General features: G+C 37.3%; 19 protein-coding genes. 18 read left to right on the top strand and 1 reads right to left on the bottom strand.

Translation table 11 applies throughout. The features are described 5' to 3' along the window. Positions 1-104: 104 nt before the first annotated feature. The 4 genes from rpsO (at position 105) to AAIB49_RS00525 (ending at position 4908) form a co-directional block, all read left to right on the top strand. On the top strand, positions 105-374 hold the full coding sequence (rpsO, locus tag AAIB49_RS00540) for a 30S ribosomal protein S15 (RefSeq protein WP_339215242.1): 270 nt from the start codon (positions 105-107) through the stop codon (positions 372-374). Between the two features lie 122 nt (positions 375-496). Continuing rightward, positions 497-2611, top strand: coding sequence for a polyribonucleotide nucleotidyltransferase (locus AAIB49_RS00535; RefSeq protein WP_339215241.1), 2115 nt, complete (start codon positions 497-499; stop codon positions 2609-2611). A gap of 100 nt (positions 2612-2711) precedes the next feature. Next, complete coding sequence (locus AAIB49_RS00530; RefSeq protein WP_343456912.1) at positions 2712-3662, top strand: polysaccharide deacetylase family protein; 951 nt, start codon at positions 2712-2714, stop codon at positions 3660-3662. A gap of 22 nt (positions 3663-3684) precedes the next feature. Beyond that, on the top strand, positions 3685-4908 hold the full coding sequence (locus tag AAIB49_RS00525) for a M16 family metallopeptidase (protein ID WP_343456911.1): 1224 nt from the start codon (positions 3685-3687) through the stop codon (positions 4906-4908). 311 nt (positions 4909-5219) lie between these two features. Here the strand turns inward: AAIB49_RS00525 and AAIB49_RS00520 are convergent, their stop codons facing one another. Next, complete coding sequence (locus AAIB49_RS00520; protein WP_343456910.1) at positions 5220-5840, bottom strand: hypothetical protein; 621 nt, start codon at positions 5838-5840, stop codon at positions 5220-5222. Positions 5841-5994: 154 nt separating this feature from the next. Between AAIB49_RS00520 and AAIB49_RS00515 the strand changes: the two genes are divergently transcribed. The 14 genes from AAIB49_RS00515 (at position 5995) to AAIB49_RS00450 (ending at position 21008) form a co-directional block, all read left to right on the top strand. Next, positions 5995-6228, top strand: a complete 234-nt coding sequence (locus AAIB49_RS00515) for a YlmC/YmxH family sporulation protein (protein WP_343456909.1) — start codon at positions 5995-5997, stop codon at positions 6226-6228. 175 nt (positions 6229-6403) lie between these two features. Next, positions 6404-7288: a dipicolinic acid synthetase subunit A gene (dpaA, locus tag AAIB49_RS00510; RefSeq protein WP_339215231.1), complete on the top strand. Its 885-nt coding sequence runs from the start codon at positions 6404-6406 to the stop codon at positions 7286-7288. Further along, positions 7288-7878, top strand: coding sequence for a dipicolinate synthase subunit B (gene dpaB, locus AAIB49_RS00505; protein ID WP_343456908.1), 591 nt, complete (start codon positions 7288-7290; stop codon positions 7876-7878). The genes dpaA and dpaB overlap by 1 nt, the downstream gene beginning before the upstream one ends. Positions 7879-7954: 76 nt before the next feature. Then, positions 7955-9004 carry an aspartate-semialdehyde dehydrogenase gene (asd, locus tag AAIB49_RS00500; RefSeq protein ID WP_343456907.1) on the top strand — a complete coding sequence of 350 codons (1050 nt, stop codon included), beginning with the start codon at positions 7955-7957 and terminating at the stop codon, positions 9002-9004. A gap of 21 nt (positions 9005-9025) precedes the next feature. Then, positions 9026-10279, top strand: a complete 1254-nt coding sequence (gene dapG / locus AAIB49_RS00495; protein WP_343456906.1) for an aspartate kinase — start codon at positions 9026-9028, stop codon at positions 10277-10279. A gap of 6 nt (positions 10280-10285) precedes the next feature. After that, complete coding sequence (gene dapA / locus AAIB49_RS00490; protein ID WP_343456905.1) at positions 10286-11158, top strand: 4-hydroxy-tetrahydrodipicolinate synthase; 873 nt, start codon at positions 10286-10288, stop codon at positions 11156-11158. A gap of 158 nt (positions 11159-11316) precedes the next feature. Further along, positions 11317-12048: a ClpP family protease gene (locus tag AAIB49_RS00485; protein ID WP_339215221.1), complete on the top strand. Its 732-nt coding sequence runs from the start codon at positions 11317-11319 to the stop codon at positions 12046-12048. Beyond that, positions 12045-12251, top strand: coding sequence for a YlzJ-like family protein (locus AAIB49_RS00480; protein ID WP_343456904.1), 207 nt, complete (start codon positions 12045-12047; stop codon positions 12249-12251). The genes AAIB49_RS00485 and AAIB49_RS00480 overlap by 4 nt, the downstream gene beginning before the upstream one ends. 121 nt (positions 12252-12372) lie before the next feature. Further along, positions 12373-14661 (top strand): FtsK/SpoIIIE family DNA translocase, encoded by a 2289-nt coding sequence (locus tag AAIB49_RS00475; protein ID WP_343456903.1) that lies wholly within the window; start codon positions 12373-12375, stop codon positions 14659-14661. Between the two features lie 493 nt (positions 14662-15154). After that, complete coding sequence (locus AAIB49_RS00470) at positions 15155-15880, top strand: GntR family transcriptional regulator (protein ID WP_339215216.1); 726 nt, start codon at positions 15155-15157, stop codon at positions 15878-15880. Between the two features lie 103 nt (positions 15881-15983). Continuing rightward, on the top strand, positions 15984-17108 hold the full coding sequence (locus tag AAIB49_RS00465; protein WP_343456902.1) for a BMP family lipoprotein: 1125 nt from the start codon (positions 15984-15986) through the stop codon (positions 17106-17108). A 371-nt stretch (positions 17109-17479) separates the two neighbouring features. Then, the gene (locus tag AAIB49_RS00460; RefSeq protein WP_339215212.1) at positions 17480-19021 is read left to right on the top strand and encodes an ABC transporter ATP-binding protein; all 1542 of its coding nucleotides are present in this window, start codon (positions 17480-17482) and stop codon (positions 19019-19021) included. Then, positions 19008-20054: an ABC transporter permease gene (locus AAIB49_RS00455; protein ID WP_343456901.1), complete on the top strand. Its 1047-nt coding sequence runs from the start codon at positions 19008-19010 to the stop codon at positions 20052-20054. Before AAIB49_RS00460 ends, AAIB49_RS00455 begins: the two co-directional genes overlap by 14 nt. Beyond that, the gene (locus tag AAIB49_RS00450; protein ID WP_339215210.1) at positions 20055-21008 is read left to right on the top strand and encodes an ABC transporter permease; all 954 of its coding nucleotides are present in this window, start codon (positions 20055-20057) and stop codon (positions 21006-21008) included. Positions 21009-21167: the final 159 nt, after the last annotated feature.

Here is a 21167-nt window from a genome sequence, read left to right as displayed (position 1 = left end):
AAAAAGTTGTAAGATATAACAGTTAAAACCTTCGCTTGGCAAATCGAAACTCCGACGTTTGCTAGGGGACAGGGGATATCAATGAATTTAGGAGGTGGCCTAACATGGCTATTACAAAAGAACGTAAGAATGAAATCATTAATGAATACAAAGTACATGAGAATGATACTGGTTCTCCAGAAGTACAAATTGCTGTACTAACTGCAGAAATCAATACATTAAATGATCACTTAAGAATTCATAAAAAAGATCATCATTCACGTCGTGGTCTTTTAAAAATGGTTGGTAAACGTCGTAACTTACTAAACTACTTACGTAATAAAGACGTTACACGTTATCGTGAACTAATTAAAAAGCTTGGCTTACGTAGATAATGTAAAAAGCAGGAGTAATCCTGCTTTTTTTCTACGTTCATACATAGACGAAATTTACATTCCTGTTCATTAAGTATAAAATATAAGAATAGAAGTGTTTTATGAAAGGAGTACTATAAATAATGGCAGAAGATAAACAAGTATTCTCCACAGAAATCGCCGGTAAACCGTTCGTTGTAGAAATCGGAGAATTAGCAAAGCAAGCAAATGGTGCTTGTATGGTGCAATATGGTGATTCATCAGTACTCGCCGTTGCAACCGCATCGAAAGAACCAAAGGATTTACCATTCTTCCCGTTAACAGTTAATTATGAAGAACGACTATATGCAGTAGGTAAAATCCCAGGTGGTTTTATTAAAAGAGAAGGTAGACCTAGTGAGAAAGCAATATTAGCATCAAGATTGATTGACAGACCGATTCGTCCGCTATTTCCAGATGGATATCGTAATGAAGTACAGGTAATTAGTACTGTAATGAGTGTAGATCAAGATTGCTCTACTGAAATCGCTGCGATGATTGGGTCTTCTATTGCACTTTCCATTTCCAATATCCCATTTGAACAGCCAATTGCAGGGGTTCATGTTGGACGCGTGGATGGGGAGTTCATTATTAACCCGACAATTGAACAAGAGGCAAAAAGTGATATTGAATTAACAGTCGCTGGTACAAAGGATGCTATCAATATGGTGGAAGCTGGTGCAAATGAAGTACCAGAAGAAGTCATGCTGGAAGCGATTATGTTTGGGCATGAGGAAATAAAACGTTTAGTTGCTTTCCAAGAAGAAATTGTACAAGCTATCCAACCAGAAAAGTCAGAAGTAGTATTATTTGAATATGATAGTGCTCTACTAGAAAAAGTTGAATCAGAAGCAAAGGATAAGTTGCTTGCTGCTATTCAAGTAAAAGAAAAGCATGCTAGAGAAGATGCTATTAGTGAAGTGAAAAAAGAAATTTTGGCACGATACGAAGAAGAAGAAGCGGATGTTATCTCACAAGTGAGCGCTATTTTAGATAAAATGGTGAAAGAAGAAGTACGTCGCTTAATTACGAAAGAGAAAATTCGTCCAGATGGCCGTAAAGTAGATGAAATTCGTCCATTATCATCACGTGTTAGTGTCCTACCACGTGCACATGGTTCAGGATTATTTACACGTGGACAAACTCAAGCTTTAAGTGTATGTACGCTAGGAGCTCTAGGAGATGTTCAAATCTTAGACGGGTTAGATTTAGAGGAATCTAAACGATTCATGCATCATTATAACTTCCCACAATACAGTGTAGGGGAAACAGGACCAATGCGTGGACCTGGTCGTCGTGAAATTGGACATGGTGCATTAGGTGAGAGGGCACTTGAAAAAGTTGTTCCATCTGAAAAAGATTTCCCATATACGATTCGCTTAGTATCTGAAGTGTTAGAATCCAATGGTTCAACTTCACAGGCTAGTATTTGCGCAAGTACATTGGCAATGATGGATGCTGGTGTTCCGATTAAAGCCCCAGTTGCCGGTATTGCAATGGGTCTTGTTAAATCAGGTGATGATTATACGATCCTAACCGATATTCAAGGGATGGAAGATGCGTTAGGCGATATGGATTTCAAGGTTGCTGGAACGGAAAAAGGTGTTACAGCGCTTCAAATGGATATTAAAATCGATGGCTTATCGAAAGAAATTCTAGAGGAAGCATTAACACAAGCGAAGAAAGGTCGTATGCAGATCTTAGATTCGATGATGCAAACAATAAGTGAACCGAAAAACGAATTATCAAAATATGCTCCTAAGATTTTAACGATGTCAATTAATCCAGACAAAATCCGTGATGTTATTGGACCAAGTGGAAAACAAATCAATAAAATCATTGAGGAAACTGGTGTAAAAATTGATATTGAGCAGGATGGTAGTGTGTTTATTTCTTCTACTGATTCAGCTATGAATGAAAAAGCGAAACAGATTATAGAAGATATCGTTCGAGAAGTGGAAATAGGTCAAGTTTATTTAGGGACCGTGAAACGCATTGAAAAATTTGGAGCATTTGTAGAAATCTTTAAAGGTAAAGATGGATTAGTACACATCTCCGAATTAGCTGAGGAAAGAACGAACAAAGTGGAAGATGTAGTGAAAATTGGTGACCAAATTATGGTAAAAGTAAAAGAAATTGATCACCAAGGAAGAGTAAATCTTTCTCGTAAAGCAGTATTAAAGGAACAAAAAGAGAAAGCTGAAAAATCAACATTATAAAGACTAAGAAGAGAAGCTGGAAATCCAGTTTCTTTTTTCATGTCTAGATTTCATATCTTGTCCTCCTCCTTCATATAAATGAAAGGGAGGAGTGAGGTTAATGTATAACTATCGAAAACATATACATGTCATTGTTTTTGTCATAATCGTAATGGTATCGTTTAATATAGATCATAATCCGTTTCAAGTGGAAAGTCAGGCCACTTTCTCTCCAGTGGAAATAGTAAAAGGACAAGATCCACTATATCAAGAAATTGAGGAGAAAAGTGAGCGATATAATGAGGAACCGGAAGATGCCTACATAGATAGAGTGTGGAAGAAAATACCAGGAAGAAATGGTCGCCAAGTGGATATTGCTGCATCATACGAACGAATGAAAAAAGCTGGAGAATTTAATGAAGATTTACTAGTTTATCAACCAATACCACCAAAGGTTTCGTTAAACGATTTAGGGCCAGCCCCAATATACCGTGGACATCCTGATAAGCAGATGGTATCTTTCCTAATAAATGTTTCATGGGGAACAGAGTACATTCCGGACATATTAAACACCTTAAAGGAACAAAAGGTTAAAGCCACCTTTTTCATAGAAGGAAAATGGGCTAAAGAGAATGTAGAATACGTGAAAATGATTAAGGAACAAGGGCATACTATTGGTAATCATGCCTATAACCATCCTGATATGGCAAGATTAGGGAGAGCTGAAATAGAAAAGCAAATCAAAGATACAAATGAAGTACTCCATGCTATTACAGGCGAAGATCCAAAATGGTTTGCCCCACCAAGTGGTAGCTATTCAGACGAGGTAGTAAAAGTTGCTGATGAATTACATATGAATACAATCCTTTGGAGTGTGGATACGATTGATTGGAAGAATCCAACAGTAGATGTTATGATGAATCGTGTAATTGGAAAACTTCATCCTGGTGCAACGATTTTAATGCATCCAACAGCCTCTGTTGCGAAGGGATTACCTTCCTTAATTACAGAGATTAAGGCGAGGGATTACAAAATAGGTTCAATCGATAAATTATTATCAGAAACACGATAGCTTGGTTACAGGAGGAACGAACTTGATAGAAAAACATACTAGCAAAAATGGACTACGAATTGTACTAGAAAAAATACCTTCCGTAAGATCAGTGACGATTGGTGTGTGGGTGTTAACTGGTTCAAGGAATGAAAATGAAATAAATAATGGAATATCGCATTTTCTGGAGCATATGTTCTTTAAAGGGACAAAGACACGTACAGCAACAGACATAGCGGAAGCTTTTGACTCCATAGGTGGTCAAGTGAATGCTTTTACATCAAAAGAATATACATGTTTTTATGCGAAAGTACTGGATACACATAAGGAGCATGCTTTAGAAATTTTAGCAGATATGTTTTTTAATTCATCGTTTGATTCAGACGAAATGGAACGCGAGAAGAAAGTTGTTTATGAAGAAATCAAAATGTATGAGGATACCCCGGATGATATAGTGCATGATTTACTGGCTAGAGCATCGTATGGTCGACATCCATTAGGCTATTCAATACTTGGAACCGAAGAACACTTGAAAACCTTTACTCCAGATACATTAAGGGAGTACATATCTAGTCATTATACACCAGAAAATGTCGTTATTTCCGTAGCAGGTAACGTCGATGTAGAGTTTATTTCTACAGTTGAAAGTTACTTCGGAAACTATAGCTCCAATGCGACACGTTCTATGGTAACGAAACCAACCTTCTTAAGTGATACAATTGAAAGGCATAAAGATACAGAACAAGCTCATTTATGTATTGGTTATAATGGCTTACCGGTTGATTCAGAAGATGTGTATAGTCTTATTATTCTTAACAATGTTCTTGGAGGAAGTATGAGCTCCAGACTATTCCAGGAGGTAAGAGAAAAACGTGGGCTTGCATACTCTGTATTTTCTTATCACTCATCGTTTTTAGATCATGGGTTACTTACTATTTATGCAGGAACTGGGAAAGAACAATTACCATTGTTAAAAGATACGATTGAACAAACGGTTGAAAACTTAATGGAAAAAGGTTTAACAGATAAGGAATTAAGAAATAGCAAAGAGCAATTAAAGGGAAGCTTAATGTTGAGTTTGGAAAGCACTAATAGTCGGATGAGCAGAAATGGGAAGAATGAGTTGTTGCTAAACCGCCATCGAACATTGGATGAAATGATTCAGGAGATTGACGCGGTTAGTCATGAGTCGATTAAACAGGTTATCGAGTTGACCTTTGGTAGTAAAGCACCATCTACTGCACTCATTGCTCCGAAAATTGGTTAACCAATTTAAATTCATTTGTGTATAAGTTTTAAAACATACTAAGATTAGTGGGTAAGGTCATCGACGGGTGACATTACCCACTATTTTTCTTTTTAGAGGAATAGTTAGAAGTGAAAGAAAGCTCGAACAGCCTCACCAGACGCCTGGAGGTTTAGAGGACACTGCGAGGTCCTTTCGAGCAGATGTCGCACTTATACTGGAAGCAACAGCAAGTATATTTCCGGGGCGGGTCTGATACGCTAACTTTCATGTTCGGTTTATCCCTATGTAAGAAATAGCTTTGACTCAAGCCTCTTTTTCCTTATAAGTCATTACTGTATTTTCTCCACATCTACTGAAACAATGGTTTTACTGTTGTGGGATGGATAGCACTCCATGGCCACTAATAGGTAGATTGCACGGTAGTCTTTTGTTGGTCGATATCCCTGTTTAGCTAGTTCCGTTACCATCTTGCTATATACATTATCGATATCTTTATAGTGACCGATATGTAATTTTTGTGCGAATAAGGTTGGATTACGTTTTACTAATGTAATAGGAGGTAGATCCTTGACGCGTAGATTTTTCTTAACCTTTTCTCGAGCTCGTTCAAACATTTCTTCTGTAACACAGTCTGCTACTAGCATCATTTGATCTACTACCCACTTATCGGCCTCTGTTTTCTCAACCCAGATAACTTCTGGAGGCATTAGCTTGAACTTATAGTCTAGCTCTGTTTTGGTTATCTGTTTAATTTGGTTAACTACTTTCCAAGCTAGCCATTTTTCGTCAATTGGCTCTGGTCTCCCGTTCCAATCCATATTATATGATGTAATCATTCGTTGCGATACATAGGTTAATTCTGGTTGTTGTTGAATCGTAATCTCTTCTGTTTTTGGTAGGTAAATTTCTCGGTACTTTTTTCGATAATCATGTGTGATCACACTTTTCATTCCCTCCATTTGTACTAATTTATAGTATAAAGAATAGTATGAAAAATCACATGCCTTTTAATGGAAAACTTTCGCTTCATGATTAGAATGTAACATAGGGCTAGTTTTTTTAGCATATACATATAAAAACGGGAGGAATTGGGGGGCTGAATCCGTGCGCTATAATGATATAAGTAATAAGGAAATAGTGAATATTTCTAACGGTAAACGATTAGGAATATTAGGGCAGACAGACTTGGAAATCGATGAACATACGGGGCAAATTCATTCGTTCATTTTGCCAAACTATAAATGGTTCGGTCTAAAGAAAGAAGGCGAAGTAGCTAAAATTCATTGGAATTCGATAAAAAAGATTGGCGAGGATATGATTATGATTGAAGCAGAATAGTGTTATGACGGCTAGTATCAACAGAGATACTAGCCTTTTTTTGTCCCTTTTCATAACTAGCATTCACTATCCGCCTATAAAATCATAAGCTATAAAGAAAATGCTTTAACTTGATATGGAGATATTGGCTATTATCGATGACTTTTTATTTTGAGGTTGGAGGGTGTTCTAGGTAATGAAACAAATCATAGCTGTTATAGGTGGAGATGCTAGATATTTAGAGCTAATTAGACAACTGCAAGCTATTGAAAATATAGAGTTAGTTCTAGTAGGCTACGACAAATTAGAACAAGGATTTACAGGATTAAATCAAAAAGATTTTAATGAGTTAGATGTTGAAAATATAGATATTATTATTTTACCTATTACCGGTGCAGATGAAGAGGGCAAGGTAGAGACGGTCTTTTCTGATCAAGATATTTATATTACAAAGGATTGGCTTGATCGACTGAAAGAGAGTGCGGTTATTTTTACCGGAATAACTACCAATCATTTATCGGAATTAGTTGATAATTCCGATAAAACATTAATTCCTCTACTGGACCGGGACGATGTAGCAATTTACAATTCAATTCCAACAGCTGAAGGTGCAATCATGATGGCTATAGAGAATACGGACTATACCATTCATTCATCTAAAGTAATTGTTGCTGGCTTTGGCAGGGTAGGAAATACGGTTGCCAATAAATTTGCAGCGCTTGGTGCAAAAGTTTCAGTAGCAACTAGGAATTCAACAGATTTAGCGAGAATTACAGAAATGGGTCTAACCCCAATCGCCTTAAATAAATTACCTTCTTATACGAATGAATGTGATCTTTTGATTAATACGATACCAGCTAAGGTAATTAATAAGGATGCCATTCAAAATTTGCCAGCAAGTGCAATCATTATAGACTTAGCTTCAAAGCCTGGTGGTACAGATTTTGATTATGCAAAGCAACGAGGTATTGAGGCAATTCTAGCAAGAAGTTTGCCTAGTATAGTAGCCCCTAAGACTGCTGGTAAAATACTAGCAGATGTCATCATTCAAATATTAACAAAGGAAAAGGAGTTATTATGATGGATTTAAAAGGGAAAAGAATTGGATTTGGTGTGACAGGTTCACATTGCACATATGAGGCAGTATTTGGTCCAATGGAACAACTAATGGAATTAGGCGCGGAGGTTGTTCCAGTTGTTACTTATACGGTAATGAATGTTGATACGAAATTTGGTAAAGCGAAGGATCATATTGAACGAATCGAATCCATTACAGGAAAGAAAGTAATTTCTACGATGCCAGAAGCGGAGCCACTTGGTCCACAAAATCCACTTGATTGTATGGTAATTGCTCCTTTAACCGGTAATTCTATGAGTAAGTTTGCCAATGCGCAGACCGATTCTCCACCACTTATGGCCGCTAAGGCGACTATAAGAAACGGATCTCCAGTCGTGCTAGGAATATCTACGAATGATGCTTTAGGTCTAAATGGTGTTAATTTAATGCGTTTAATGGCAAGTAAACATATTTATTTTGTTCCCTATGGCCAAGACGATCCGTACAAGAAGCCTAATTCACTAGTTGCTAACATGGAATTATTATCTGATACAGTTTCGTTAGCTTTGGAAGGTAAGCAATTACAACCGATATTAGTACCATTTTCGAAATAAATTGTGATAGAATATATAGTTAAGATTCAGATAGTATTTAATAATTTTTATTCTTCTGGGGGAAGGGGTCATCATCATGACAAAAGAAACTTATAATGTAGCAGTAGTTGGAGCAACAGGGGCTGTTGGTCAAAACATAGTGAAATTACTAGAGGAAAGAAATTTTCCAATTAATGAACTAAAGCTTCTCTCCTCAAAGCGTTCTCAAGGAACAAAGATTATGTTCAAAGAGCAAGAATATACGGTAGAAGAAACAACGAACGAAAGTTTTAACGATATAGATATTGCTTTATTTTCAGCTGGTGGATCAGTGTCTAAGCAGTTTGCACCAGAAGCAGTGAAACGCGGTGCTGTAGTAGTCGATAACACAAGTGCCTATCGGATGGATGAGAAAGTACCACTAGTTGTACCAGAAGTAAATGAGGAGGATTTGGCATTGCATCAAGGTATTATTGCCAATCCGAATTGTTCGACAATCCAAATGGTAGCAGCATTAAAGCCATTAAAAGAAGCTTTTGGTTTGACGAAAGTTATCGTATCTACCTACCAAGCTGTTTCTGGAGCAGGAAATCAGGCTGTAGATGAACTAAGAAGACAAACAGAGGGATTTTTGAATAATGAAGAGGTTACACCAGAAATCTTACCAGTAAAAGCAGGTCGTAACCATTACCCTATTGCCTTTAATGCACTACCACAAATCGATGTATTCCAGGATAATGGTTATACATTTGAAGAGATGAAGATGATTAATGAAACGAGAAAAATATTGCATGCCCCTGAACTGAAAGTCACAGCAACTTGTGTTCGTCTACCATTTTTCACCTCTCATGCTGAAAGTGTTTATATTGAGGTAGAAAAAGCAGGGGTACGAACAGAGGATCTTTGGAAGGTATTAGAAAATGCGGAGGGGATTGTTTTACAGGACGATCCAACTAACCAAGTCTATCCAACACCCCAAAGCGCTGCTGGAGAAAAGGAAGTATTTGTTGGTCGTGTAAGGAAGGACTTAGATGATGATAAAGGATTCCACTTATGGATTGTATCAGATAATCTGCTTAAAGGAGCTGCATGGAATACCGTTCAAATTGCTGAACGTATGATTGAAAAGGGGTTCTTATTAAAATAGTTAGGTAGAGGTGTTTGAAACGTGCAGATATTAGTTCAGAAATTTGGTGGAACTTCTGTACAAAATGAACGCACTAGACAACATGTTATTCATCATATAGAACATGCACTACTGAATGATAATAAGCTTGTAGTAGTCGTATCTGCAATGGGAAGAAGTCCAGAGGCCTATGCTACGGATTCATTATTAAATTTAGTTCAGTATCCAGATCATGCCATCTCAGATCGTGAGCTGGATATGCTAATGGCTTGTGGTGAGATTATTTCTTCGGTTGTTTTATCGAATGAGCTAAGAAGAAAATCGATTAAAGCAATTGCGCTGACCGGGGCGCAAGCAGGCATCATGACGAATTCAGATTATAATCAAGCGAAAATAAAAGAAGTGAATCCAATTCGTATTTATAATGAGTTAAAGACACATGATGTAGTAGTTGTTGCAGGGTTTCAAGGTAAGAATGAAATTGGCGAACTCACAACATTAGGACGTGGGGGGAGCGATACAACAGCTGCTGCTTTAGGTGTAGCTTTACATGCAGAACGAATAGAAATATTTACAGATGTTAATGGCATTATGACAGCCGATCCACGAGTAGTTAAAAATGCCCGTGCTCTTGATGTGGTAACATACCAGGAGATTTGTAATTTAGCTTATCAAGGTGCTAAGGTTATTCATCCGAGAGCAGTAGAAATTGCTATGAGAGAAAAAATCCCAATGGTAGTTCGTTCCACTTACGAGGAGGACGGAGGAACATTGGTAACCAATATAACGAGTAAAAATAAGGCAGTCGATGTATCAGATCGATTAGTTACTGGAATCGCCCATTTAGCTCATATTACCCAGATTAAAGTTCAAACAAAAGAGAAGGAAGCTTATAGACTACAATCGGAAGTGTTTAAGGTAATGGCAGATGCGGGGATATCGATTGATTTTATCAATATTTCTCCCACTGGTGTCGTGTATACTGTTCCAGATTTACAAAGTAAAAAGGCTATTAATAAGCTACAAGAAAAAGGCTTTAATCCAACTGTCATAGAGGATTGTACCAAGGTTTCAGTAGTTGGTGCTGGAATGAGCGGTGTTCCGGGTGTTGCCTCTAGAATCGTGCAAGCTTTAACCAATCAAGGAGTACAAATATTACAATCCGCAGATAGTCATACAACAATTTGGGTGTTAATTCCTAGCAAAGATGTCTATAAAGCAGTAAATGCATTACATGAGGAATTCGAATTAGCAAAAGGGCCGACAATTTTACATGACTTTATTATAGAAAGGTGAGTATATATGAATTTTGGTAAGATTTTAACGGCAATGGTTACCCCTTTTAATCAAGATGGGGAAATCAATTATGATGAAACAACAAAATTAGTAAATTATTTAATAGACAATGGAACAGAAGGCTTAGTAGTTGCAGGAACAACGGGAGAATCCCCAACACTCACAAAGAAAGAAAAATTAGAGCTGTTCTCACATGTCGTGAAAATTGTCGATAAGCGTATCCCTGTCATAGCTGGAACAGGTGGAAACAACACACAAAGTTCCATAGAGCTAACAAAAGAAGCGGAAAAATGTGGTGTCGATGCCGTCATGTTAGTGGCTCCTTATTATAATAAACCAAATCAACAAGGACTTTACACGCATTTTAAAGTTATAGCGGAAGAAACGACGTTACCAATTATGTTATATAATATCCCCGGGCGCTCTGTGGTGAAAATGTCTGCAGAAACGATTATTGCATTAAGTAAAATCGACAATATCGTTTCCGTTAAAGAGGCAAGTGGGGACTTAGATCAAGCTGCAGAAATTATTGAAAATACGAGTGATGATTTTACCTTATATAGCGGGGATGACGGTTTAACTTTACCGGTGCTTTCCATTGGGGGAGATGGTATAGTCTCTGTTGCATCGCATGTAATTGGTAATGAAATGCAAGAAATGATTCGGGCATTCGAACAAGGTGACACAAAAAAAGCAGCAAAAATCCATCGCAAGCTCCTACCAGTGATGAATGGATTATTTGAAGCACCATCACCAACACCAGTAAAAGCAGCGCTTAAAACGAAAGGCATACAAACAGGCGGAGTTCGCCTGCCACTAGTGCCACTAACAGCAGAAGAAGAAAGTAGAGTAAAATCATTATTAGAAAACCTCCATTAAAAAGGCTTGGCTAAATGGAAGATGTGCGCTTCTAGGAGAGTTATAAAAGATATACTTAAAGGATTCCTTAACCGGGAATCCTTTTTTCTATAGGAATGTATTTGGAGGGAAACGCCCATACTATGTTTATAGTGAATTTTGGAAAGGAGTGTTTATTCATGGAAAAAGATACAGAAAAGAAAGAGGGACAAGAAGAACAATCTAACCCATCTTCCTTAGTACAAAAAATTCAGGCGCTAGGTCAAACGAATGTCCCACAAGCACCAGATTCAAATATCCATGTGTTATCCATTATCGGTCAAATCGAGGGTCACATACAGCTACCACCACAAAATAAAACAACGAAATATGAACATTTACTACCACAATTAATCGCAATTGAACAAAATCCTAAAATTGAGGGTGTCATTATTTTATTAAATACAGTAGGTGGCGATGTTGAGGCAGGACTTGCTTTATCTGAAATGATTGCGTCATTATCTAAACCAACCGTTTCGATTGTATTAGGTGGTGGCCATTCTATAGGTGTACCAATTGCTGTTTCGACTAATTATTCTTTTATTGTGCCAACTGCAACGATGACTATCCATCCCGTTCGTCTTACAGGACTTGTTATTGGAGTTCCCCAAACATTTGAATACTTAGATAAAATGCAGGAAAGAGTAATTAACTTTGTCGTTCATCATTCCAATATTAAAGAAGAGAAATTCAAAGATTTGATGTTTGCTAAAGGTAATTTAACACGTGATATTGGAACAAATGTGGTCGGTACAGATGCAGTGGAATATGGCTTAATTGATGAAGTTGGTGGTGTGAAAGAAGCAATGCAAAAAGTAACGGAGCTTATCCATCAAACAAAAGGGAATCAGGAACAGGAGGTTATTCAATGATTCTATATACGCCTCTTTCAGAATCAGAGATATTCCCAACACCTGAAAATGTATACAGCAATAGACAATGTATTACATATGAAGGGAAAACATGTTTTGTAGAAAAGAATGATCAAGGTGAATACCAGATTGTGCAACTGTTGTCCACTGATCCACAAGATTATTTAAATCAAAAATTTACACCAGGTACGGTTCTATCATAAAAGAGAATCGTTTAATTAGGTTGTCTATGATATACTATAGTTAATCAGCATGATAAATACCCTTGCCTAACACGGCAGGGGTTTGTTTTCATATCAGCAGCGAGTTGTAAGAGGTGAGTATATGGTAAAGAAAAAAGGGAGAAATAGGAAAAAAAGCACATTAAAGAAACAAGTTCAGTTTGAATTACTTGGACTTTTATTTGTGTTCTTGGCAATATTTGGTAGTGGTGCTACTGCGATTAGTGGAGGTGCTATTCCAAGTGGCTTAGAGCATATTTTTCGATTCTTTTTAGGGATATGGTATTTTACCGCATCTTTATTTTTATTAGGTATTGGCCTATTTATTATGATTAAGAGGCGTTATCCTAATTTTTGGAACAGGAAATGGATTGGAATCTATATTATTTTACTAGGAACATTGTTATACACACATATTCAATCCTATGAGAATTTACTTGCTTCATCCAGTAATACATCTATCTTAAAAGCGACATGGACAACCTTTTTTGATTACATAGCGGGTAATGCCTCTAGTGGTCAAGTTGGTGGTGGGATGATAGGGGCAATACTTTTTGCATTTTGCTATTATTTGTTTTCATCTGTAGGAGCAAAAATCGTAGCTATCTTTTCGATATTAATAGGAATCATCTTTCTTACAGAATTTTCATTGGGGGATTTTGTTGCAAAACTAGTTTCACAAAGTAAATCTAGCATGAATAAATTACTAGATAAATTGAAAAATAGTAAGGCAGGAAAATCAGATGATAAAGTGGACGAGCTGATAGAAGAGGACTATGTCCCAGCAGAACCAATTATCGAGACGAAAGAGGAGCCTTATCCTACCGTTACCTACGCTTTTGATGAGCAGCAGGTTGAACAAGCGGCTAATTCGAAAGAAAATCAACGAGATAGTAAAGATACCGAATTAGAAGAGGAGGCGGATGACGATGTGGAAGTCATGCCAATGACAGAAGCGGAAAATCCGGAATACATCTTACCATCGCCAAGTCTATTAACAGAACCTGCTCAGAATTCTCAATACCATGATAAGGCACAAATTCAATCCGTTGTAAGGAAGCTTGAGAGAACCTTTCATAGTTTTGGTGTGAAGGCTAGAGTAACAAAAGTTAATGTTGGTCCTGCTGTAACGAAGTATGAAGTTTATCCAGAGGCAGGGGTAAAGGTGAGTAAGATTGTTAGTCTGCATGACGATTTGGCATTGGCACTGGCAGCAAAGGATATTCGAATTGAAGCGCCAATTCCAGGGAAGTCTGCTGTTGGGATTGAAGTTCCTAATCAAGAAATTGCAATGGTCTCTTTACGCGAGGTGCTCGATACGATTACAACAAACCAAGCCTCCAAGCTATTAGTAGGGTTAGGGAAAGATATTTCCGGCGATGCAGTATTAGCTGAACTGAATAAAATGCCACACTTATTAATAGCGGGTGCTACTGGTAGTGGTAAAAGTGTCTGTGTAAATGGGATTATTACGACGATATTAATGCGTGCTAAGCCACACGAAGTGAAAATGATGATGATTGATCCTAAAAAAGTGGAATTAAATGTTTATAATGGTATTCCACATTTATTAGCTCCTGTTGTTACGGATCCAAAGAAGGCATCAAGAGCATTGAAGAAAGTAGTTTCTGAAATGGAAAGACGATATGAACTATTTTCGGATACAGGTACGAGAAACATTGAAGGCTATAATGAATATGTTCGGAAATATAACCGAACCGTTGATGAGACAGAACAACAGCCGAACCTTCCGTATATCGTCGTTATTGTCGATGAGCTAGCAGATCTGATGATGGTTGCCTCCAGTGATGTTGAGGATTCTATTACAAGGCTTGCACAGATGGCCCGGGCTGCAGGTATTCATTTAATCATCGCAACACAACGGCCATCAGTTGATGTTATTACCGGGGTCATTAAGGCTAATATACCGTCGCGTATTGCATTTAGTGTATCCTCTTCAACGGATTCTCGTACTATTCTTGATTCTGGTGGTGCAGAAAAGCTATTAGGACGCGGTGATATGCTGTTCCTTCCAGTTGGATCCTCAAAGCCTATTCGTGTTCAAGGAGCATTTCTTTCAGACGATGAGGTGGAACGAATCGTTGACCACTGTATTGAACAACAAAAAGCTAGTTATCAAGAAGAGATGATTCCAGAAGATACGAATGATGTAGTAGAAGAAGTGGATGATGAACTGTTTGATGAAGCAGTACAACTCGTTACAGAAATGCAGAGTGCTAGTGTATCGATGCTACAAAGACGTTTTAGAATTGGCTATACGAGAGCAGCAAGGCTAATTGATGCTATGGAAGCAAGAGGAATTGTTGGACCATATGAGGGAAGTAAACCAAGAGCAGTCCTTGTAGCGCAAACAGAAGAAAAAACTTCATAATATCCCTCCTATTTGAGTAAATTTATGAGGCTGGGACAAAACGAAAACAAAGGTAATAAAATACGAACAATCAGCACATTAGCCCTGGAAATATGCGGAGACTCCTGTGGGAGGAAAGGGCACTGCCTGAGACCCCGGAAGAGCTTTAGCTCTGAGGAGGCTCACCAGCCGCCCACGAACCGCAAGTATATTTCCGGGGCGGGTTTGATGCGCTAACTTTCATGTTCGGTTTATCCTATGTTCGAAATCGTTTTGTCTCAGCCTCTTTTTTGGAAAATAATTGCACCATTATTATGAGTTTTCGATACATTGAAATCGCTTCAGGATAGTGAATAGGCCATTAGTATGTACTAAATCAAATATTCTTCGTAATTTTAGTTAAAACTATTTATTTGTTTTTAAAATAATGATATATTATTCAAGGTATGAGTTGTCAGTATTTGTCGGAATTTAAACACCTTACTGTTTTTGAGCAAATACTAGGGGGGACCTTATGTCCATAAAATCAGATTCTAGGCATTTATACTTACAAGTAATTGATAAAATTAAACACGATATTCAAGCGGGACATTATAAAGAAAATCAAAAATTACCATCCGAATTTGAATTATCTAGATCGCTTGGTGTTTCAAGAGCAACATTGCGCGAGGCACTGCGAATATTAGAAGAGGATAATATTGTGACGAGAAGACATGGAGTAGGCACTTTTGTCAATCAAAAGCCAATCGTATCTTCTGGCATCGAGCAGCTTAGTAGTGTTACGTCCATGATTGAGCACGCAGGTAAGAAACCGGGTTCTCAATATTATTCTACTGAACTCATTGAGCCTACAGAGGAAGAGAGAATTAAATTTAAACCATATGAACTTACTAAACTAGTAAAAATGGAAAGAATTCGAACTGCCGATGGAAAGCCAGTAGTGTTTTGTATAGATAAGGTGCCAGAGGAATTATTTCCTACTGAAGCAGCACACAAAGATGATTCATTGTTTAAGCTTATGGAAGAACATTCTGGAAAACGAATAAGCTATGCCATTACTTATATAGAGCCAGTTAGCTATCATGAAAAAATTTATAATATATTACATTGTGAGTTTGATCAATCACTTTTACTACTAAAGCAAATGCATTATACAGAAAATGATAAGCCAATTCTATATTCTTTAAATTATTTTCGGTCTGATGTATTTAGTTTTCACGTTTTAAGGAAGCGGATTTAATATGTCTATCACTTTTAGGGGGTGATGTTCGGAATATAGGAATAAAGGCTTGGTAGTAAACGTACAAATACTTAATTTAAAAATGATAATGGGGGTATTTTCTATGAAGAAATTAAGCTTTCTATTAGTGCTTATCCTTGGTTTAGGATTAGTATTAGCTGCTTGTGGTGGAGACAATGACAACAGTAGTGACAATAGCAACAACAGTAATGAAGCAAATGGAGATACGGATAGTAAAGAAGGAACAGAAGATGCAGGAGATTTTAAAGTCGGAATGGTTACTGATTTAGGTGGCGTAGATGATAAATCATTCAACCAATCAGCATGGGAAGGTTTAGTATCTTTCGGTGAACAAAATGGTTTAACGGAAGGAGAAGGTTATGCTTATGAACAATCCAATGCAAAAGAAGAGTATGTTCCTAATTTAACTCGTCTTATCCGTAACGACTACGACTTAATTTATGGAATTGGTTTTGAACTGAAAGAAGATTTAACAACAATCGCTGAACAAAATAAAGATGTTCACTTCGGTATGGTAGACGAAGTAGTTGATCTTCCAAACGTTGCTAGTCTTACATTTAAAGAACACCAAGGTTCATTCTTAGTAGGTGTTGCAGCAGCGCTTAAAACAAAAACGAATAAATTAGGTTTTATTGGAGGACTAGATTATCCACTAATTAATAAATTCGAAGCTGGTTTTATTGCAGGTGCTAAATCTGTAAACCCTGATATTGAAGTAGAAGTGCAATATGCAGAGAGCTTCGGTGATCCTGCAAAAGGTAAGCTAATCGCTGCGAACATGTATGACAATGATGTCGATGTAATTTATCATGCTTCTGGTGGAACAGGAAATGGTGTGTTTAACCAAGCAAAAGATATTAAACAAAATAATCCAGATCGTGAAATTTGGGTAATCGGTGTAGACCGTGACCAGCATGAAGAAGGACAAGTTGGCGATCAAAACGTAACATTAACATCTATGATTAAACGTGTAGATATTGCTGTAGAATCCGTTTCTACGATGTCTCTAAATGGTGAGTTTCCTGGTGGAGAGCAATTAGAATTTGGTATCGAAGAAGATGGTATTGGCTTTGCTACTACTAACTCTGACGCGATGACTGAAGATATTATTAATACAGTTAACGAATGGAAAGATAAAATCCTTAACGGGGAAGTAACAGTTCCAGCAACTCGTGATGAATTAAAAGCATTTGAAGAAAATCTTTAAGAAACACCTGAGGCTGTCTGGAAGGACCAAATCCCTCTTGGGTAATGGAGTCCTTTTGGGCACCTCAATCTTTATACAAACCTAAGATCCTCAAATGAAGAAGATGCGAAGCATCTTTTTCATTTGGTGATTTTATTCGCATAGGAAAGTTTAGCAACCTTTTCAATTGCATAAGAAAAACGAACACTTTGCTGAAGAATGGTTACTATGGTTACTAGTTTCTGATTAGTAGCCTGAAGTTTTAAGTTCTCAGAATGAGTGATTTGATGGAAGATTTACCAGAAAGGTAGATGTCCTATTTTTTCTACAATAAAATCATATTTTATAAAAAATAATAGCAATAGAATAGAGATTTTAGAGGGGTGACATTAGTGGAATATGTGATTGAAATGTTAAATATCCGAAAAGAATTTCCAGGGATAGTAGCTAATGATAACATTACAGTCCAATTAAAAAAAGGTGAAATTCATGCATTATTAGGTGAAAATGGTGCAGGGAAATCTACTTTAATGAACGTTTTATTTGGGTTATATCAGCCAGAAGCTGGAGAAATTCGAGTGAAGGGTGAAACAGTCAAAATAACAAACCCAAATATCGCCAATAATTTAGGTATTGGGATGGTACATCAGCACTTTATGCTAGTTGAACCATTTACTGTTACACAAAATATCATCCTTGGTAGTGAACCTAAAGGAAAATTAGGTAGCATTAATTTAAAGAAAGCGGAAAGAGAAATACAAGAAATATCAGATCGTTATGGATTAAAGGTAGATCCTTCCGCAAAGATTAGTGATATCTCTGTTGGGATGCAGCAACGTGTGGAAATTTTAAAAACGTTATATCGTGGTGCAGAGGTGCTGATTTTTGATGAACCAACTGCAGTGTTAACTCCTCAAGAGATAAAAGAACTAATCGAAATTATGCGTTCCTTAGTTAAAGAAGGGAAATCTATTATACTGATTACCCATAAATTAAAAGAAATCATGGAAGTATGTGATCGTTGTACAGTAATTCGAAAAGGGAAGGGTATCGGTACAGTAGAGGTCAAGGATACTAACCCAGATGAACTTGCATCGCTAATGGTTGGGAGAGAAGTTAACTTTAAGACAGAGAAGCAACCAGCTAATCCAAAAGAGGTCGTTCTTCATATTAAGGATTTATATGTTCATGATGTGAGAAAAGTAGATTTAGTAAAAGGCCTGGATTTAGAAGTACGTGCCGGTGAAATTGTTGGAATTGCTGGTGTGGATGGTAATGGTCAGACAGAATTAATTGAAGCAATTACAGGACTGCGAAAGTCTCGTTCTGGAAAAATTCAATTAAAAGAAAAAAACATTACGAATCTTAGCCCTAGGAATGTTACGAAAAGTGGGTTAGGGCATATCCCACAAGATAGACATAAATATGGTTTAGTCTTAGATTATCCAATTGGCGCTAATATTGTACTGCAAACATATTATCAAAAGCCTTATTCAAAAGTCTCCGTTTTAAATTATAAAGCGATATACAAGAAGGCAAAAGAAATTATTGATGAGTATGATGTACGTACCCCGAGTGAATACACTCCTGCCCGTGCATTATCAGGTGGAAATCAGCAAAAGGCGATAATTGGCCGAGAGATTGACCGCTCTCCTGATTTATTAATTGCGGCTCAACCAACACGTGGATTAGATGTTGGAGCAATCGAATTTATTCATAATAAGTTAATAGAAGAACGTGATAAAGGAAAAGCAATTTTACTAGTTTCCTTTGAATTAGACGAGATCATGAATGTTAGTGATCGAATTGCGGTAATGTTTGATGGGAAAATTGTCGCTAATCTAAAGCCTGAAGAGACAAATGAACAGGAATTAGGCCTGTTAATGGCAGGTAGTACAATAAATGGGGCAGGTGATTCAAGTGACATCAAATAAAAAACTATTTGGTATAATTGTTCCGATATTATCTGTATTTCTAGGGTTAATTGTTGGAGCAATTATTATGATTGCTTCGGGACACAACCCGATAGATGGTTATAAAGCACTTTGGAATGGTGCCTTTTATGACGCGTTTACAATTGGTGAGACCATTAGAAGAATAACTCCTTTAATCTTAACAGGGCTTGCTATTGCATTTGCGTTCCGTACTGGATTGTTTAATATTGGTGCAGAAGGACAAGTTATCGTTGGCTGGTTAGCTGCGGTTTGGGTTGGTTTAGCCATTGATGCGCCAATGATTATTCATTTACCATTAGCTGTTCTAGCAGGAGCGATAGCTGGTGGGCTATGGGGATTTATACCTGGTCTATTAAAAGCGAAAATCGGTGTACATGAAGTAATTGTAACGATTATGATGAATTACATTGCTATGTTTGTTTCAAATGAAATTGTTCGCTCTGTTTTAACTGAAAATAGTACAACAACAGATAGAATAGCATCCACAGCCTCCTTAGGGTCCGAATGGTTGCAAAGCTTAACATTTTACTCGCGTATGCACTATGGATTCCTAATAGCATTATTTGCAGCTATCATTATGTGGTTTATCATTGAACGTACTACACTTGGTTATGAATTAAAAGCTGTTGGTTTTAATAAACATGCATCCAAATATGCAGGTATGAACGTTAATAAAAATATTATTCTGTCCATGGTTATCTCAGGAGCGTTTGCTGGATTAGCTGGTGTGATGGAAGGATTAGGAACGTATGGTAATGTATCCGTTATTTCAGGATTTACGAACCTTGGTTTCGATGGAATTGCGGTTGCCTTACTAGGTGCAAACAATCCTATAGGCGTAGTTTTAGCAGCCATTCTTTTTGGAGTGTTAAAAGAGGGTGCTGGAGAAATGCCTAGTGCTGGTGTACCGACAGAACTAGTGGATATCATCATCGCTATCATTATTTTCTTTGTCGCTTCTAGTTATATCATTCGTTGGACATTACAGCGTGTTAAAAAGGAGGGGAAATAAATGCTTCATATATTAGATTCCATAATACCTACTGTACTATTCTTTTCTGCTCCCCTTATTTTTACTGCATTGGGAGGAGTTTTTAGTGAACGTTCCGGTGTCGTCAATATTGGGCTTGAAGGTTTAATGGTCATCGGTGCGTTTACTGGAATTGTCTTCAATCTTACATTTGCTGATGTATTTGGCGCGTGGACACCGTGGATTTCTTTAATTGCCGCTATGATTGCAGGGGCTATTTTCTCTATAATCCATGCCGTTGCATCTGTGTCATTTTATGCGGATCAGACTGTTAGTGGTGTTGCAATCAATATGTTGGCACTTGGATTAGGTATTTATCTGACAAAGATTTGGTATGGAAAGGGTCAAACCGATATGGTAGCAGAACCATTTAATTCCACTACAATACCATTCTTGTCAAAAATTCCAATTATCGGTCCTATCTTTTTTGACGGGGTTTATATAACTTCTTATATCGCCATTATCTTTGCCTTTATAGCATGGTATGTACTGTATAAAACTACCTTTGGATTACGTTTACGTGCGGTGGGTGAGCACCCAATGGCGGCAGATACGAATGGTATAAATGTATCTAGAATGCGCTATACTGCAGTTATTATATCTGGAGCGCTAGGTGGTTTAGGGGGATCTGTATTTGCACTAACGATTGTTTCTAATTTCTCCCATTCTACGATTGTCGGACAAGGGTTTATGGCACTTGCAGCGGTTATCTTTGGAAAGTGGCATCCACTAGGAGCTATGGGAGCTGCGCTATTCTTTGGTTTTGCACAAAGCTTGAGTATCGTAAGTTCTGGAATTCCTGTACTTGGAGATATTCCACAAATTTACTTATTAATCGCTCCATATGTGTTGACTATTCTTGCCTTAGCAGGATTTATCGGTCGTGCTGAAGCACCGAAAGCAAGTGGAGTTCCTTACATTAAGGGAAGTAGATAATCTATATTAAAACTGACTTGAAGCTATAAACTCAGGTCAGTTTTTTTTGGTTGTTTCCTTTATAAATGGTAAACTATGGTTATTAATAAAACATTCATTGATTATGAAAAAAGGTACAAACTAAAGATTAGCTTGTTTTGAATGTATAAAATTGGAGGA

Source organism: Ornithinibacillus proteolyticus, assembly GCF_039581225.1.
In the GTDB taxonomy this organism is placed as follows: domain Bacteria; phylum Bacillota; class Bacilli; order Bacillales; family Amphibacillaceae; genus Ornithinibacillus; species Ornithinibacillus massiliensis.
This window is presented reverse-complemented; position numbering and strand designations above follow the sequence as displayed.